This window comes from Algibacillus agarilyticus (assembly GCF_003286125.1).
Taxonomy (GTDB): Bacteria; Pseudomonadota; Gammaproteobacteria; order Enterobacterales; family Alteromonadaceae; genus Algibacillus; species Algibacillus agarilyticus.
Genome location: NZ_QMED01000012.1, coordinates 121,470 through 140,764 on the forward strand (window position 1 = coordinate 121,470; position 19,295 = coordinate 140,764).

At 39.4% G+C, this 19,295-nt stretch carries 9 protein-coding genes; 3 read left to right on the forward strand and 6 right to left on the reverse strand.

The features are described from left to right. Positions 1-54: 54 nt before the first annotated feature. Together DPX34_RS11470 and DPX34_RS11475 are read right to left on the reverse strand one after the other, a co-directional pair. On the reverse strand, positions 55-498 hold the full coding sequence (locus DPX34_RS11470) for a YqaA family protein (protein WP_111978568.1): 444 nt from the start codon (positions 496-498) through the stop codon (positions 55-57). Positions 499-819: 321 nt separating this feature from the next. Beyond that, entirely contained in the window at positions 820-2,910 is a 2,091-nt protein-coding gene (locus DPX34_RS11475; protein ID WP_111978569.1) for an agarase, read from the reverse strand. A gap of 792 nt (positions 2,911-3,702) precedes the next feature. On the opposite strand from DPX34_RS11475, the gene DPX34_RS11480 reads away from it, so the two are divergent. The 3 genes from DPX34_RS11480 (at position 3,703) to DPX34_RS11495 (ending at position 10,743) form a co-directional block, all read left to right on the forward strand. Then, positions 3,703-6,063, forward strand: a complete 2,361-nt coding sequence (locus tag DPX34_RS11480) for an alkaline phosphatase D family protein (protein WP_111978570.1) — start codon at positions 3,703-3,705, stop codon at positions 6,061-6,063. Between the two features lie 203 nt (positions 6,064-6,266). Continuing rightward, positions 6,267-8,678, forward strand: a complete 2,412-nt coding sequence (locus DPX34_RS11485; protein WP_111978571.1) for a beta-galactosidase — start codon at positions 6,267-6,269, stop codon at positions 8,676-8,678. 481 nt (positions 8,679-9,159) lie between these two features. Then, positions 9,160-10,743: an MFS transporter gene (locus DPX34_RS11495; protein ID WP_111978572.1), complete on the forward strand. Its 1,584-nt coding sequence runs from the start codon at positions 9,160-9,162 to the stop codon at positions 10,741-10,743. Positions 10,744-10,821: 78 nt separating this feature from the next. Here DPX34_RS11495 and DPX34_RS11500 read toward each other — a convergent pair whose 3' ends face one another. The 4 genes from DPX34_RS11500 to DPX34_RS11515 form a co-directional block, all read right to left on the reverse strand. After that, the gene (locus DPX34_RS11500) at positions 10,822-11,364 is read right to left on the reverse strand and encodes an ATP-grasp domain-containing protein (protein WP_111978573.1); all 543 of its coding nucleotides are present in this window, start codon (positions 11,362-11,364) and stop codon (positions 10,822-10,824) included. Then, on the reverse strand, positions 11,307-11,894 hold the full coding sequence (locus DPX34_RS11505) for a hypothetical protein (RefSeq protein ID WP_111978574.1): 588 nt from the start codon (positions 11,892-11,894) through the stop codon (positions 11,307-11,309). The genes DPX34_RS11500 and DPX34_RS11505 overlap by 58 nt, the downstream gene beginning before the upstream one ends. A gap of 321 nt (positions 11,895-12,215) precedes the next feature. Next, a complete protein-coding gene (locus DPX34_RS11510) occupies positions 12,216-12,857 on the reverse strand; it encodes an outer membrane beta-barrel protein (RefSeq protein WP_157964704.1) in 642 nt (213 codons plus the stop codon). A gap of 32 nt (positions 12,858-12,889) precedes the next feature. Continuing rightward, positions 12,890-19,295 (reverse strand): tandem-95 repeat protein (locus tag DPX34_RS11515; protein ID WP_157964705.1); only part of this gene is annotated, 6,406 nt, incomplete at its 5' end.

A 19,295-nucleotide genomic window follows, 5' to 3' on the forward strand; every position in this document is an offset into this window, starting at 1 on the left:
TTCTAACGTAAAAAGCTATCGAATATAGCGTAAATATTGATACATTATCGAAAGCTAATTAGCAATGTTAAGGGAGATATAGGCAACAAAGGTATAGCGTAAAAATTTACCTAACGTGACAAGCAAAACAAACCATAATAAACGAATGCGTAAAACACCGGCCACGACGGTCAATGGATCACCAATAATCGGCACCCACGAAAATAATAATAAAAACACACCATATTTTGAAAAACGCTGCTCTGCTTTTTCAAATTCGGCTTCAGACATTTTTAGCCATTTTTTAATGAGGTTGATACTAGCCCAATAGCCCAAACCATAATTGGTTAAAGACCCCAAAACATTACCGATTGTTGCCACAAAGACCAGGTTGTTAGGTGATAATCCAGACAAAAGTAAAGTCGTTAATACAATTTCAGAACTTAGCGGCAATATTGTGGCGGCTAAAAAAGCCGATAAAAATAAGCCGATGTAACCAAGCTCAGATAAAAACGCCATTTAAAAATTCCGGTTATCATTTATATTTATTGTTGAATCAGCATTATACCTAAGTCAGTCGATATACATGAAAATTAAGAAATGAAAATTATAAAAAACATTAAAGTCGGTTATAAATGGTGAATATAAGCGGTAGCGCATTAATCTCGTCAATAATCACGTTTAATCGTTTGCTCACCCTTTGGGCTATAAACAAAAAGGGCTAACCTCTGTTAGCCCAATATGTGAAAGACAATTAAAACCACGAAGTAATGCTAATTCATACCCCAAAATTGTCCGCGAAAGTTCAACAAGGCCTTATATTACAATAAACACCCCATATTACAGCACACGGTCTAAAGGACGAGTAGCCGCAAAATATTGCAGAGTTACCGTTGTTATAAAGCCACCAGAATCAGGATACGTTAACGTAACCTCGTTATTCTCCTTTATGAGTTCAGCGGGTACAGGCACTTCAACAACACCAAAAAAAGTCGGTCGACCTTTACCTTGCAAAAATTGCTCATCACCCCGTACATCAGCTGAAATAGTAACCTGAGTGCCATTAACCATTAATGTAGGTAATAATTGTTTATTATGTGCACGACCAATACCAAGCCGTAATACCGCTTCAGCATTGTCCGCTAATTTAACCCCCTCTAGCTTAAAATTAAGTGTTTTATTAGCCACAATGGCTTGCTTATAGGTATCACTATAATACTTGCTTTCAATTAATTTTTGATCGACGTTAATTGGGTTTTGATAGTCAATTTTAACCACCATGGTGGCTTCAGCATTAATAGTTAATGCATCAGGTAAATGAGCATAATGGTTGTCTGACAATACAGGGACTTGCTTGGCATCAGCAAATGAATGTTTGATTTGGACTTTTTGAATTGGGTTACCGGCCAATTTTAATTTAGCGAGTTGAAAGTCTTGCGCGGCAAAATCTAAGTTATTCACAATAACGTATGCTGTTTTACCCTCTACATAACTATCAACGACTAAGTCCAGGTCACTTGATTTAGAATCTACACGTTTACCTTTAACATCCGACCATAACTGATAAACCGTAACGAGTCCGGTGTAAACCCACTCATCACCCGTTTCACCCTCTCCTTCAAATTTTTGGCGTAATAAGCGCGTTTGATATGGAAACGCTTGACGACCCCACTCACCTTTTAAAATAATAAAAGGCATGGTTTTTAAAATACGATCAGGCTTGTCTAAAAAAGTCATATAAAGTGCGTTAGTCGAATTAACTTTTTGCCAATCACGTGCTGGCTGCCATGGTTGACCACGCATAGTATGCACTTGCGAACCAAACTCAGAGATAACAATAGGTTTAACAGCACCTAATTTCATCTGAGTATATTGTTCTAACATATCAAATGTCGCTTCAACATTGCTGCCTTTGCGGTATTTTTGGCGCTTATTATGCGCCGGAAAGTCATATAAGTGCAGCGAGATGAAATCCATATTTTCGCCCGCTATATCAATAAAGGCTTTATGGCGCTCTTCCCAACGCTTAAAATTTTTCTTATCAAAATCAGGGAATGCCGCTGTATACCCTCCCACTAACACATCACTATGTTGTGCTTTAATTTGCTTTGCAACGCTGTTATGAAAATGAAACACTTTCTGTGGATCAACAGGTTTACCTTTCGGAAAATCAGTCAACTCAAATAAAGGTTCATTGATTATTTCTATGAATTTAGGTTTTGCTTTTCCATAAGGTTCAGCTGCATCTTGTTTATAAAAATGGGTTAAATATTCAGCCATGTAATGACCCGTCGCCGTCCCTAACGGTTCGGCAGCAGTATCCGTTTGTGAAAAAGACCAACCTTGCGATGTTTTTTTACCATCAGGCCAGAACGGATGCAATTGGGCAGCAATAATCATGTCGGTACCACGATGCTCAATACTGCGAGTGTCTTTCGCTTTATCAGATTTATTAAAGGTAAAATCACGCTTAAATTTATCACCCGTTTGTTTTAGGTGGTCGGCATCAACAAAACCGGGTCGATTAGCATCTTCTTTAGCACGCCAGCGCAAAGCGCCCGAGATCCCGCCCGTATTACGCCCTAAATAGACATCATAACCATCTAAAAATTCATGAATAAGATCAGCCGACTCATTAGGCTTGCCTCGACTTTGTGGGTTGTTCCCCCACCAATCAGGTTCATCCATCCCTGCATGTACATTAATATATTTACGCCGATCAAATTCACCAATACCGCCGACCTCATGATTTATATCTAAATTAACTTCAACCACAGGTAATGTATTGATAGGCTGACCTTGATAGACATATTCCGATAAGCTAACAGGCAATTTATCTTGCTTACTCGCTTTATTTTCAGTGCTTGTCTGACATCCAATAAAGCTAACTGAAATCGCAGAATATAGAATAAATTTAGCAACACGGCGCATATAAACAAACTCCAAAAAGTAAGAACACTTAAGCATTTAAACTTAGTTGTATTATTAAATTGAAAATAAAAAGTAAAATGCAGAAAAATAGCAAAAGAAACTCATAAAAACGCATTTAGCATCATTTAAGTTCAACAGTGTATACAAACCACCCATTGTTCACAATAAACAATACAAACAAAAAAACAAATTTGATAGATAAATTAACCAAGCCCAATAAACACATCAAAAAACATCTTAAAACTTTATTCCATATGAATTAATAGCATAACCAGTTAACCAAAAAACAAATTATCTAACAGGCTATTTGTAGAAACATAAATATAGGTCAAATTTTTAAAATAGAATTAAATATTGATTTAAAATATCATGATAAGTTCAAAATTAAAAAATAAACAATTTAAAAACAACAGCTTGCAATTAAATCAATAACTAAGACAGTCTTAAATGTTATTAAGTTTATTTGTATAATACTTAAAAAAATCATCGGTCTTAAAGGCTAACAATTATTATTGCTTTACAAGAAAGATAATTTTGTTAACATTTAATTATAAACCGAACACTAAGTAAATTAACTCAAAATGAATCATAAATTAAATTTTGGCTTATTTTTATAACGTTAAACAATTTCATTTGATTTTCTCGGTTTATTTTGAATATTAAACGGATCCAGCTTTCAAAGGTTTCGATAAATATTTAGCTATCTGTCCTCTATTATTGAGGTATAGAAACGCAGAAGAACAAATAAAGTTCTTAACGATTATTCAGTGTAATTACAGTAGAAGGTTAAATATGAAAAATGACATTTCACGTCGCCAAGCATTAAAGCTGGCTGTTGCTGGCATCGCTACCGGTGCTATAGGTTGTGCTTCTACCTCTCCGAGCCCATCAAACATGATGAGTGCTACATTGCTTGATACACCAAGCCAAGATAAATGGCGCAATACCCACGATCGCATTTGGTTAGGTGGTGAGTATTGGGCTAACCCGATGGAAAATTGGCAAATAAAAGACGGCGGCGCTGAGTGTTTATCAACTGGCGGTCAACGCAGTATTCATTCACTTCCGCATCAATTAACCAACACTCAAGGTAAATTTGATGTAGCCGTTATAGTGAACAAAGTTCAGCAAGGCAGTATTGATGGCGGAGCCAGTATTAGATTAGGCATACAAAGCGATATTAGTGAATACCGCAGTAATTGCTTTGTTCAAGCAGGTTTCGACGCAGGCATCATCAATAACGAGTTAGTCTTAGGTCAATTAAGCGCTCCATTATTAAAACCAATTGGCACACAAAAAATTAAATTACAGGTAACTGGAGAACCTCGTATTGGCGTAATGGCGGTTAAAATTGTAGCCACATTAGCAGACACAGGAGAGCAAATTGCCGCTTTAGCCGATTTTATTCCGGTAGAAAAAGTCACTGGTAACGTTGCTGTTGTCAGCAACTTTAAAACAAAAGCTGACCGAGACGGCCCTGCGCAAGGTACTCGTTATCGATTTACCGATTGGACCATCGCGGGTGACGCATTTAGTAATATACAAGCCCAAAAATTTGGTCCTATATTATGGACCATGTATACACTCAGTGATTCACGTTCTGCACAAGGCTTTATAATGAAGTTGAGTGCATTAACGGGTCCGATGGGCGTCAAAGATAACCATCATGTCGAGTTAGAAATCAATAAAGATGGAAAATGGCAAGTTATTGGGATCGCTAAATTGGATCCTGATGCTTGGGTTGCAACATTCAATATTCCTAATTGGCAAGAAAGTAAAGACATTGAATACCGAGTCGTTTATAGAGAAAAACATCGAGATGGCACTGAAACACCCGATACTTACGCAGGTATCATTAGAGCCAATCCTGTCGGGCGAAAAATGCGGATGGCAGGTTTAACGTGCCAAAATGATTATGCATTTCCTTATGCGCCCGTTGCGCAAAATGTTGTAAAAATGAACCCAGATTTAGTTTATTTTTCAGGCGACCAAATTTATGAAAACCACGGTGGTTTTGATGTTATCCGTGCACCTGCAGCACCTGCAATCTTAAATTATTTACGCAAATTTTATCAATTTGGTTGGTCGTTCCGCGAAACAATGCGTAACTCACCGACCGTTTGTTTGCCAGATGATCATGATATTTTACAAGGTAATTTATGGGGTGAAAGTGGCATATCAATGAGTCCTAAAGCCATCGCTTCGGGTAGAACAGATAATGCAGGGGGTTATATTAGCCCAACTCGTATGCTCAATGCGGTACATAAAACCCATACCGCGCATCACCCTGATGCAATAGACCCTGCACCATCGGCTCGTGACATGAGTGTATATTACACGGATATGGTATACGGCGATGTCAGCTTTGCAATTTTAGCGGACCGACAATGGAAAAGCGGCCCTGAGCGTTTAAATATTGAAGTTGGTGTAACAGGTGAAGGCGAAACACCTACATTTTTAAATACAGCTTACGACAGAGAAGATTTACAATTATTAGGTAAACGCCAAGAAGAGTTTTTAGAAAACTGGGCCAAAGATTGGCGTGGACACACACTTAAAGCGGTATTAAGTCAAACCGTTTTTGCCGGTATTTCGACTCATCAGCCTAAGCCCGATCGTTACTTAAAATATGATTTTGATAGTAGTGGCTGGCCAGCATCAGCCAGAAACCGTGCGATAGAAATAATGCGCGAATCTAAAGCATTACATATTTGTGGAGATACTCATTTAGGCACCATTTCACAATACGGCGTACATGAACAACGAGACAGTAATTGGGCGTTCTGTACCCCTGCAATAGCCGCAGGTTGGCCAAGATGGTGGCGTCCAGATGCCGTTGGTTTACCTATGAACAACCGCCCTTCTCATGGGCTATCGCAAACCGGTGAATATTTAGATAGTTTTGGTAACAAAATTTATGTTTATGGCGTCGGTAATCCGATGGTTGGCAAGTCAGGTAATCGTTATATTCAAGCTCATGAAAAAGGCAGTGGTTTTGGTTTCATTATTTTTGATACCAAAGCAAAAACCTATACAGCGCAAGCTTATCGCTTCTTGGTTGATGTAGCAGACGGCAACCCTGACAATCAATTTTCAGGTTGGCCTGTCACCATACACCAAGATGAAAACATAGGTAAAAACCGCATTAGTTAATCGCGGAACCTTAAGATATTTAAGCCACTGGCACAACTTTCTCAACTGCTAGTGGCTTTTTTTATGAGTAACAACATGAGTAACTAACTTAAATAAACAGATGTCGGACTTCATATTTAATCGATCTAGTCATATTTCTGTTATTTACATTTTGCGTTAAATACTTCCATTTTTATTCCAATTTATTTTCGAGAGCAAAAAACATGACGTATAAACTCCGAAACCTGATCAACAAATGTACCTTGATAACCGCCATAGCTTGCTTAGCAACGGCTTGCTTTTCAGATACCCCCAATAATAATCAAGTAAAGGATAAAAACGCAGTAACAATGGCTGATGTTCCTTTATTTACCTTTGAAGGCGACACACTGCCTAACGGTGTTAAATTAAATAATGCACAAGGCAAACTAATTACATCTGGCACGGGCATCACCCAAGGTAAACAAGCGCTTAACGTCTCTTTTGATTCGGCTCGCAATACCTATTCATCTATCGTTTTTGAACCAGAGCACCCCTGGGATTGGAGCCAATACCAAGACTTTAGTATTGCCTTTGATATTGCAAACCCAGGCGAAGTCTCAGTTAATTTAAAGCTAGGGGTAGCAGACATTAACGGAAGTAATTACACGCGCACCATTGCCGTTCCGGTTGGCGGCTCTAAAACCTACTACTCAAAAATGCAAGGGCATGACCTGGGTAGCCCTGATTCAAAACTAGGTGATAAAGTAGAACTCAACTTAAGCTCGGGTTTACGCTCAAACCCAGAAACCTGGCAATCTGATGATGTGCAATTCGTTTGGATGTGGGGAAACAAAAACCTTAACACTAAAGGCATTAAACGCATTAGTTTGAGCTTGGAACATAATCTTCGTGATAAAGCGATCACTTTTGATAATATTCGCTTAATAGCCAACCCTAAAATGAACCCTGATTATTTAGTTAACATTGTTGATAAATTTGGTCAGTCTTCGAAAAAGCAATTTGAAGAAAAAGTAAAATCCGAAGCCGAGTTACTGGCTGCACGTGATACTGAACTGTCACGCTTAAACAATGGCGAAATGCTTAATGATCGGTCAAGATACAGCGGTTGGAAATCAGGCCCTAAATTAAACAGCACAGGTTATTTTAGAACGGAAAAAATAGGTAATAAATGGTCACTTGTTGACCCAGATGGCTACTTATTTTTCACATCCGGCATTGCCAATGTCCGTATGTCTAATACCACTACAGTCACCGGATACGATTTTGCTAAAGACGCTATCGAGCAGCGATCTGCAGACAACGTAACACCGGAAGATTCAGAAGGTTTGAATCCGCCACCTAAAGCTGCTTACCCAACTCGACATGTCGTTTCTGAAACACGTAAAAATATGTTTGAATGGCTACCCGATTATGATCACCCACTGGCAAGTAGCTACGGTTATCGCCGTGAAGTGCATTCTGGCCCGGTTAAAAAAGGCGAAGTATTTAGTTTTTACATGGCCAATTTAGAACGTAAATACGGCGAAGAAACGCCCTACTCTTATATTGAAGACTGGGGAAAAGTCACTGTCGATCGCATGTTAAGTTGGGGTTTTACCTCCTTTGGCAATTGGATTGATCCTATTTATTACGACAATAACCGAGTGCCTTATTTTGCAAATGGCTGGATAATCGGCGACTTTAAACAAGTATCAAGTGGAAATGATTTCTGGGGTGGTTTACCCGATGTATTTGATCCTAAATTTGCTGAACGCGCCGATATTACGCTAAAAGTCGTTGCTGACGAAGTGAAAGGCAGCCCTTGGTGTGTGGGCGTATTTGTTGATAACGAAAAAAGCTGGGGCCGACCCGGCAGTCCAAAAACCGAGTTAGGCATTGTCATACATACCCTACCACTGGATGGTAATGATGTGCCGACTAAAAACATGTTCACTCAAAAGATGAAGGAAAAATATGGTGACATCACTCAGTTAAATGCAGCATGGCAATTATCGCTCAGCTCATGGGACGAATTTCAAACCGGTGGTTTTGATACTCAACCTTCAAACCCACAACGCATAGCCGATTTTGAAATTTTACTTTATGAATACGCCAAAGAATATTTTAGGATAGTTGATGGGGCATTAAACAAATATTTACCTAATCATTTATATATGGGGGTTCGTTTTGCAAGCTGGGGCATGCCCAAACAAGTGGTAAAAGCGGCATCTGAATATGTCGATGTGTTTAGCATGAACGTGTATAAAGAAGGTTTAACGCAATCAAATTGGCAGTTTTTAGAACAAATAGATATGCCAGCGGTCATTGGTGAATTTCATATTGGTTCTACCTCTTCAGGTTTCTTTCATCCTGGTTTAGTCGCTGCGACAGATCAAAAAGACCGAGGCCGAATGTATAAAGAATATATGCATTCTGTTATTGATAATGATTACGTTGTTGGTGCACATTGGTTTCAATATATTGATTCACCTATTACCGGCCGCGCCTATGACGGTGAAAACTACAATATAGGCTTTGTCTCAGTGACTGATGTACCTTATAACGCTATGGTTGATGCAGCCCGAGAAGTACATACTGATTTATACCCTAGACGCTTTCAGCAGCTTGCAGTTAAGCAAAATGAAAAGCCATAAATAATCCAAGTTAATACTAGGGCTTCATGTGAAGCCCTTTTTTGTATCTTAAAGCATGAGTTTTATACCAATTCATATTAATAAGTAAGTTCTCAGAATGCATCCAGCGGTTTTTGAACAAGGCGTCGGTGTACAGGAATGGTTGTTCCCTTTCAAATACCGATAACGCAGATCAAAAGCCGCTGGGGCATTCCTTTCAGGCGATTTTTAAATGCGCTTTCTCTGTGTTGCTCGACCTCAAAAGAGCACCACTATTCTTTCATTCAAGCGCATTTAAAATCTCGCTGAGTGGGCACTTATTATTAAGGATTGGTATTTTACCGAGAAATTGAGTGGGTTTGCTACGTCAATTTATTGCATCAACCCCATTGTCTCGATATCATCTAAACTTAGTGATATGCATTCAAATTGACAGAGACATTTATCTTGAGACGACCTATTATTTTGCCGTTTAGTGATCGGTTCAGTGATCAAATCATTTATGGATAAATATACTCGCGCTGCGATAACCTACTCCTGTATAGTCACATTAGGTGGGATTATATTTGGTCTTGATACCGCATTAATATCTGGTACTTTACGTTTTATTGTCTCTGAGTTTGCACTTGACGATTTACAACTGGGTACCGTGGTAAGTGCACCGGCACTCGGTGTATTAGCGGCGTTAATTATTACCGGTCCAATTTGCGAGATCATTGGTCGTAAAAAAACACTGATTATCATCGCTTTTCTTTATACAATTTCATCTCTCTTTTCTGTTTTAGCACCCACCTACGAAGCCTTAGTAGCAGCGCGTTTACTGGGCGGTATGGCTTTTACTTCGCTTTCTATTGCGGCGATGTATATAGGTGAGATAGCCCCCGCTAAACAAAGAGGAAAATTAGTTTCTATTAACCAAATCATGATCGTGCTCGGTGTGGCAACGGCTTACACTTACAATTATGTTTTAATTGACGCTTTACAAAATGATGCCGAATTTGTCACTCAGTATGCCGTTGTTGGCAATGAATGGCGCTGGATGTTAGCCGGCGAATTACTGCCCGCTATCATTTGGTTATGTTTACTGTTTTTTATTCCCGAAAGCCCACGCTGGCTGGTTACTCAAAATAAGCTAAAAAGAGCTAAACTCATTTTAGCTAAACTCATGCCCCCAGAAAAAATTGAACCTGAATTTGCCAGCATCATTAAAGGTTTAAAAAGAGCGAGTCACCAAGATACTCATATACTAAGCCAATTGAAAAATATGCGCAGCCCAACCGTGAGACTCGCTGTCGTTGTGGGTGTCATCTTTGCTATCGTCCAACCTTTAACCGGTGTTAACCCCATTCTTTATTATGCACCGATGATTTTTGAACAAGCAGGCGGTAGCACAAATTCCGCTTTCGCGAATTCAATATCATTAGGTATTGTGAGTTTTATTGTGACATTCATAACAATTATTTATGTCGATAAAATAGGTCGTAGGCCTTTAGTCAATATAGGGCTAATCGCCTCTATTTTAAGTTTACTGTTATGTGTGTGGGCGTTTTATAATGCGACTTATCATTTAACGCAATCTGATATTAATACTCTGATATTAGCGCATCCGCATTTAAACCAGATTACACTTGCACCACTCATTGATGTCACATTTCATAGCGATATTCAGTTTAAACAAACCCTACAAAACGTGTTAGGTCTAGAACAGTATAAAACACTCAACAATGCATTTATCACAGCCGCAATTAACATTAACAGCACGTTAGTTTTAGTCGGTATTATTGGGGTAATTGGTGCCTTTCACCTTTCGATTGGTCCGGTAATGTGGGTGGTTTTCTCTGAGATCGTACCAACCTCGATCCGTGGTGTTGCGATCCCCATTTTTGCATTTATTACAGCCTTAGTTAGCTTTGTCATGCAAAAATTCTTTCCGATCATGTTAAACACCATTGGCGCTGATCAGGTATTTTTAACTTATGCGCTCGCGAGTTTAATCGGGTTATATTTTTTAAATCGATTTTTACCCGAAACCAAAGGGAGAACCCTAGAAGAAATTGAATCCTTTGTACGCCACTCAAAACCTTAGTCTGGTTATAACGCTGAACAGCTAAACAACTTAAGCAGAAAAATTTAATCATCAAACTAAATTGCACCCAACTAACACTTACGGGACAATTTTGTTTAACATCATTTTTAGCATTTGTGGCTCTTGCCAAGGCATATCGACTGTATGTTTAAGGTATTGGCTTTGTCTATCACGTGCCGATTCGTGAGGAAACACAGCAACAATTTTATGAGGTTCTAATTGAAAATATTGAGGGGCTCTTCCTGCCATTGTATCAAAAAATATAGCTAATAAATTAACACCATAATGCATACCCATTTGCGCTAATTTTGTCATTCTCGCATTCACTTCAAGCACCTGAATCAAACCATTGTTTTGTATAATAAAATCAATACCGCCAAATCCAGTATAATTTAAGTGTTTACATAATTTAGCAGCATAAATATCTAATTCAGGGATCACAACCGATTGTAATACCGTCGCTTGCTCAAAAGGATGATTAAAGCTTTCTAATTGCTTAGCCGCGACACCAGCTAAAAAGCGCCCTTGATGCGCACAAAAACTATACGTACCCACTTGACCCGTTAAATATTTTTGCACAATACCAGTATATTCATCTGTGATTTGTTTTTTGATTGCCAATCATTAAAATCTTGAAAAAGCTTAACACCCTGACCTGCTTGTGTTTGATCACGCTTAACAACAAAAGCACCAGGGTTTAATTGGCTAAAACTTTCGATTCCGAGCTTTGTTAAATCGCCACCAAAAGCGGGTGTATTGATATCAAACTCTTGGCACAATAGAGCCGTTTTAAAACGGCTATCTACTATATTAAAAGCAGATAGTGGAGGAAGGCTCATATCAAGTAACGCCTGTAAACGTTCTGATGAGTGGTGCTGTATAATTCGATATAATAGTCGGCGTGCTTCGTCGTCGATAGGTTGAATATAATCAGGGTTTGTAGATTCAAACACCCTAAAAAAGTGAGTTAATGGTAAACCACCTTGCTCATCAAAAACATCATCATGCACAAAATCAGCCACAACACTTTTGCTGAGTAATGAATCTTTTTTACAAATAATAGTAACATCATGCCCTAACGCTTTTAGACACTCAGGTAAACGGTACCCTAGATAACTAAAATTCAAACAATCAATCAAAAGGATTTTCATTAATAGCATAAGCTCCAAAATGACAAGCAGTTAATCTATCTGCCTATTTTATTATTGTTTTTACAATCAAATCACCAGAGGAGCAAGAGGGTTAACACTAAGTGGAGTTTATTCTGTCAGTTTACGGTATAACTAAAAAAATTCAGCTTAATGGCATCACCATTTTATCAACTTAATTAAGGGTAAACTTGATTGTTAACGTGGGCAAACCAAGTTACCTCAAAAAAGCGTAGATCAAATCGATCGAGCCTGACATTTTTAAAGTAACTGAGTAATGCGCATACCAACGATATAAAAAAGGTAAACCCTATTAAAACGTAACTAAAAACGGTATCGAGCACCTATAACAAAGCTAGGATCAGCAATAGCATCTTCAGCAACTAATCTAACCCCCGCGGTTACCGAAACATGCTCAACCACTTCGTGCTGTACATTTAAATTAACAAATACATCTTCACCGCTACTTTTAACAATAGCGAATCGCTCACCATTAACATCAACGTCATATTCACCTTTCCAAAACCATAAACCAAACTGCATTTGCAGCTGAGTTAAATCATTAAAAGCATGGTAAAACGATGTTCCAATAAAAGCGCCATGGGCCGTAATGGGGTGTTCTGCAATAACAGTGGTAGCTCCCGTGTTTGGCTGCAATGTTTGACCACTAGCCAACATAGTGACTTCACCCATATCTAAATAACCCAGATCAACAGACCAATATGGATTAAATTGATACCCCCCCGCAATTGACCAAGCAACTCGATTTTCATCATATTCAGTAATTGTTAAACCTGAATTAGCTCGCGTTAACGCGGCTTGAGTACTCTCTCGGCTGTCACCAGACACTTTACTAAAGTCGCCTGAAATCCAAATAGGCAAGTCAGATAATTTATCTAATGCACTAGAGCTGAACGATGCGAGTGCAAGGCTAGCGCAAGCTAGCCTTGTGATATTTTTTTTCATATTTAGTTTCATTACAGGTTCATTCCTCACCATTATTTCTTACTAAATAAACGCTTAATTGATTGACGAGTTCTACGCCAAGCCATTAAACCAAATACGCCGACGATACCAAAGCCAGTACTACCACCACTACTTTTCGCGGCCACGTCAACCTGAGGTATCTCATTAATAGTCACACTTAAATTAGCCAAGTTGTCAGTCGCGTCCGTTTCAGTATCAACGGTTGACGCTGTCACTGAGATTTTACTTTCACCAACTGATTTAGCTTGATAACTCCCCGTTATCGTCACGGAATCTTGACTCGCAATACTATTTAAACTGCAAACAACATTGCCATTCACTTCAACACAGTTAGCCGAGTCGACATTAATTTCATCTAACGATATGCCCGTAAACGTTAATTTCGTTTTGCGCGCAGTATCCGGGCCGGTATTAGCAACCGTAGCACTAAATTTAACTTGTCCACCTAAATAAACAACATCGGTATTCGTATTATTAAGGTTAACGGCTAATTCTGCTCGTGTACCAATTTGACCATCGGCCTTAGAAAGGTATAAGTGAACCTGATCTTCAGTGTCTTCATAGGCAATCACATCCGCTAGGCCATCATTATTAACATCTACCGGTACAACAAGTGTTGTAGCCTCAACAATAACCGTTCTAGAAAGGTTAAAGCTGTCAATCGAGCCCGTTCCTTCATAAACCTGATAAATACCATTATCGTTACCCACTAATAAATCAGGAGAACCATCGTTATTGGTGTCCGTTACCTCGACTGTATGTGACGAAGCAGAGCCGAAGCTAGCGCTAATACCAAGTGTATTGGTTTCAGCATTCAAACTAACCACATTAAGCGCGGCGCCATCAACAGAAGATGTTGAGTCCGTATTGGTGTTATCAAATCGATTAGCCACAATTAATTCAAGTTGACCGTCGTTATTTAAATCAGAAGTCACAACAGAGCTTACATTTTCCATCGCCACTTCATCGGTAACAATGCTATCAAAGTTTAGTTCAGATGCCGCTTGCACTTCTTGCTCAACAATATCGGCTAAAATTTGCTGGAAGTTTCGTACGATAGATAATTTAGTTGGGAAACCAACAGCTAAATCAACTTGTTTATCGCCATCGAAATCGCCCATCGAAATTGAACGTATTTCGCGGTCGCCAGACTGTATTAATAGAACTTCATCAGTAAACTGCCCTGATGTATTGGTGTAGAATCGCATTTGAGTGCGGCTATACACAAGAATGTCATCAAAGTTATCAAAGTTGAAATCAAGCGCTAAACCTCCAATACCTAAACCAAATGTTTGGCTACTTGATTCCGCAATAAATGAACCGTCGCCCTCGTTGCTGTATAGCGTAGAAGCTTGGCCTAGCTTATTAATAACCAGCACATCTTTTGCCGAGTCATTGTTAAAGTCACGAATAATAATACGTGCTGCTTCACCCGTGTTATCAATGCTACCAATAACTTCACCTGTAACAACCCCTGTTTCAAGCAGTTTTATAACCTTAACATCATTGCCTAAATTAGTGCCGGCAATCATTTCAACCCCATCGACTTGCGCGTTAACATCCGCTGCGGCAATGGCTGTTGCATTGGTTAAATTAAATAAATCATTAGGTTCATCCGTAATAACATCTGAGACACTGATATCAAACACTTTACGCAGTAATTCTGAACCATCAGCGCCATCATCAGTCACGGTAATCAGTGTGGCAATGTCTCCAGCATCTGTTGTATCAACGTTAAAGGCAAAGGTAGTTGATTGGCCCGCCGCTACATTTAACGCACAAGTCGCTGTATTAGCCGTAACAAAATTACAATTACCATCAGCACTACTAAACGTTGCACTACCAGTGAAGGCGATTGTATAAGTGGCACCAGATAAATCAGGACCTGAAATGTGTTTAACATTGGTTGTTAGTTGGACACTTTCGCCATTAGTAACAACGTTTTCACTCCAAACACCGGTTGCCGTAAATAAGGCTTTATCACGTTCACTCACGGTTAAATCAAATGTCTGAACCACATTAAATTCAGCGTCAGAAGTCGTTAACGTAATTGATTTATCACCTATCGTTTCATCAAATGGTACTTCACCCGATAAAATATTATTATTCAGCGTTAACCAAGTCGGCGCATTAGTAAGCGCTAAACTTTCAGAGCTATCTGGATCATTAGTCACCACTTCATATGACACTAACTCACCTTGCGCAGCAATAGTTTGAGCTGGTAGAGATATAAATGTAGGCGCATCATTAACGGCTGTTACATTAATTACAACTTTTACAGTTTCACTAACAACAGAGCCATCGGTGACTTGATAGCTAAAGCTATCTTTAAAGTTCTCCGTGCTGTCATGTAAATAACTAAAGCTACCATCACTATTTAGTGTAAAGCTTGTCGCAAATTTAGGTGACTTAGTTATAGCCGCTATCAATGTATCATTAGCATCAACATCGTTATCGTTACCTAAAACACCTGATAATGCATCCGTAACTAATATGTTACCTTCTGTTACCGTATAGGTATCGGCAGTCACAACCGGTGCATCGTTGGTGTTATTGACCGTTAATGTAAATGTATCCGAAACGGTTCCACCATTACCATCATCTGCTGTAACCGTCAGCGTTATCACTTCAACATTATCATTAGTTGGTGTACCAGAGAGTGTTTGCGTATTAGCATCATACGTTAACCAGTTAGGTAAACCCGATACAGAATACGTAAGCGCATCACCTGCATCTATTTCACTAAATACGGTCGTGTCTATCGCAAAATTAAAGCTGGCATCTTCATTCGTGGTGGTATCTACAATATCTCCCACCAGTTCTGGTGCATCATTGATATTATTAACATTTAGTTCAAAAGTATCATTAGCTGATAAACCTGCGGTATCGGTAGCTGTCACAGTTAAAGTAACATTACCAACATCAGCGTTAGTTGGAGTCCCCGTTAATAACGTATTTTTAGCATCAAACGTTAACCAATCAGGCAATCCAGTCACACTATATTTAACGGTGTCACCGTTATCAACATCACTAAAAATACTCGTATCAATTTGATAATTAAATACAGCATCTTCATCCGTTAACTTGTCGGTAATATCACCAACGAGTTGCGGTGAATCGTTAACCGCTTCGATTACGATAGTAATTGTCGCATCTTCACTCGTACCCGCTTCATTATCCATAACCTGATAAGTAAATGTATCAGTACCGTTAGCATTCAGGTTTGGCGTATAAACAATAGACCCATCATTATTAACAACAGCAGTTCCTTTACTTGGCATAGTCGTAATTAATAAGGTGGTTTCATCTATCGAACCATCAATATCACTATCATTAGCTAATGGGTTAATCGTTAAGCTGGTATCTTCTAAAGTTGAATATTGATCGTTATTAGCAATCGGTAAATCATTGACGGCTGAAACTGTAATGCTAATCGCTTGTGGATCAGATACCGCACCCGATGCATCTTCTACGGTATAAGCAAAACTATCAGTACCGTTAAAGTTAGCGCCTGGCTTATAAGTCACTAAACCAGTAACAGGGTCAACGGTCGTTGTACCCGAGGTCGAAGTGCTTATTATTTTTATTGATGCTGGAAGTAATGTATCGCCTTTATCAACATCAGTGTCGTTACCTAAAACATTAATCTCAAACGAACCGTCTTCTAGTAACACAGCAATGTCAGATTTAGCCACTGGCGCATCGTTAATAGCTGCAATATTGACAGTGACGGTTGCTTGATTAGAAATCAAGCCTTCCTCATCAGTCACGACATAAGTGAATGTATCTGTACCGTTGGCATCCGCTTTTGGCGTATAGATAATTCCGGTATCAGTGATGGTGGCTAAACCTAAAGTACCTTGGTTAATTATCGATACATTACTAATACTTAAGCTTTCATCTGCGTCAGTATCATTAGCAAGAATATCAATCGTAACGGCGTTATCTTCATCCGTTGTTGCACTATCATTTGTGGCTATCGGCTGATCATTTATACCTGAAACAGCCACGCTAACGGTTGCTAAGCCAGAAACTAAACCTTCACTATCTTGAACTTTATAAGTAAAGCTATCTGTACCATTGAAATTACTGGCCGGCGTGAATTCAATCGAGCCATTATCAAGCACCGTCGCAACACCACCTTGAGCGCCTTGAGTTACTAAAGTAACAGCGCCAGTCGGTACCCCATCTTCAACATCAATGTCATTAGCGGTAACATTAAGTGTAATAGCTGTATTTTCTGTCGTCTGGGCAACATCATTAACCACAACAGGCGCATCATTAACGGCAGAAACTGTTATTGAAACTGTGGCTTCTTCAGACGTACTTCCTTGCACATCATTTACGGTATAAGTAAATACATCAACACCTTCAAAATTAGGGTTAGGCGTGTAAGCGATTGTACCCGTACCGGTATTGATAGAGGTCGTACCGTTAGCTGGCGGCGTCGCAATCATAATACTCGATGGGTTGATCAAACTATCGGCATCTGAATCATTATTCAATACACTTAACAACAATGCATTTTCTTCATTCACAACGCCTATATCGTTAACGGTAATAGGCGCAGCATTAATACTCGTGAAGTTAAATGATGTGGTATCCGTTAAGCCTGCGAAGATATTACCGTATATATCCGCGAAAGCATTATCACCAATAACAACATGATATGCCGTGCCTGCTCTTAGTTTCGCGTCACCTAAATCAACAGTAACAACAGCACCATTTATATTGACCGAAGCACTATCAGCAGAGATAGTTGTAAATACTTCGTTTGTATCGGTTCGTGTAACGGTGATCGTGTTATTACCCGATGTGAGCGCTTGCACAGATTCATCAAACGTCATCGTTAATTGACTATCCAACGCAACATTGCTCGCGTTATCTGCAGGACTAACACTTGACAATATTGGAGCAGAGCCATCTACCACAACAGTTAACTGATCAGCTGCGACATTATCATTGCCTAATGTATCTTTTACTGTGCCAGCCGCTAAATCAATATTGACCGTTGCGTTACCCGTTGGGGTTATAGTGGCGGTATAAGTAGAATTACTACCTTGCAGATTAGACGCAACACCATTAGCGATAACCAGATCACTTAATGCAAAACCTGCCACGTTTTCACTAAACTGTATTGTTATGTCAAATGCGCCACCTACTGGTGATGCCGTGTTAGACGTTAATGTGACAGTAGGAGCAACCGTGTCTTTCTCTAGCGTCGCAGAGCTTGTGGCACTCACATTGCCTGCTTCATCTGTTAATGTTACCGCTAATGTTAAGGTACCATCAGCCAAGCCTGAAACATCAATACCTGAAATAGATTGATCATTTGCAGTTATTGTTCCAGTACCTGTAATTGAACTCACCGAACCGGCTTCAGCGGCAGCATTAACTTGGCTAGTTGAGGCGGTACCAGAAGACGTTATGACATGATTGTAAGTACTACCAATTGCAGCGTCAGATACACTCACTTGATAATCAACTAAGAATGTATCGGTATTTATGTTTAATGTGTTCCAAGCAAATTTAATTGCACCTTGGCTATCTGGTTTTTCAGGTACAACATCATCAACCACCGTAACCGTGAATGTTTCTTGTTTACTCGCACCAGCCGAATCGGTTGATTCCACACATACATCGATAGTACCAGCGGATAAAGTACTCGGGGTATTAGCGATTAGTGAATCACCATTAATACTAAAGGCCACTGAATTACAAATTGTGTAAGTATGCGTGTCAAATTGATCAATGTCAGTCGTTGATAAGTTTCCGACTGCAGTTGAAGCGACATCACTTTGTTTAATGCTCGCATTGGATAATGCAACCTCGGTCGGCGCATCATTACTATTAGCAACAGCAATATCAAAGCTTTCATTAATAGAGGCTGTGCCATCCGATACAGTTAACACAACGGCATGCGTTCCAACATCACTGTTAGTCGGTGTACCGCTTAAAATGCGTGTTGATGCATCAAAACTTAACCACGTTGGTTTCGTTGTCGCAGTATATGTTAAGGTATCACCTGTATCTGCATCACTCGCTGATAACGTGTAGTTATAAATACTGTCTTCTGTTGCTGATGTAATACCCGATGAGGTTATCGTCGGCGCATCATTCGTATTCGTGACAGTAATGCTAAAGCTTTCATCTACCGATGTCGTACCATCCGATACAGTTAACACAACTGCATGTGAACCGACATTATCATTCGTCGGTGTGCCACTTAATACGTTATTCGTTAATGTCAACCAATCCGGTTTCGTTGTCGCGGTATACGTTAACGTATCGCCCGTATCAACATCACTCGCGGCTAACGTGTAGCTATAAGCACTGTCTTCTGTTGCTGATGTGATACCCGATGAGGTTATCGTCGGCGCATCATTCGTATTCGTGACAGTAACGCTAAAGCTTTCA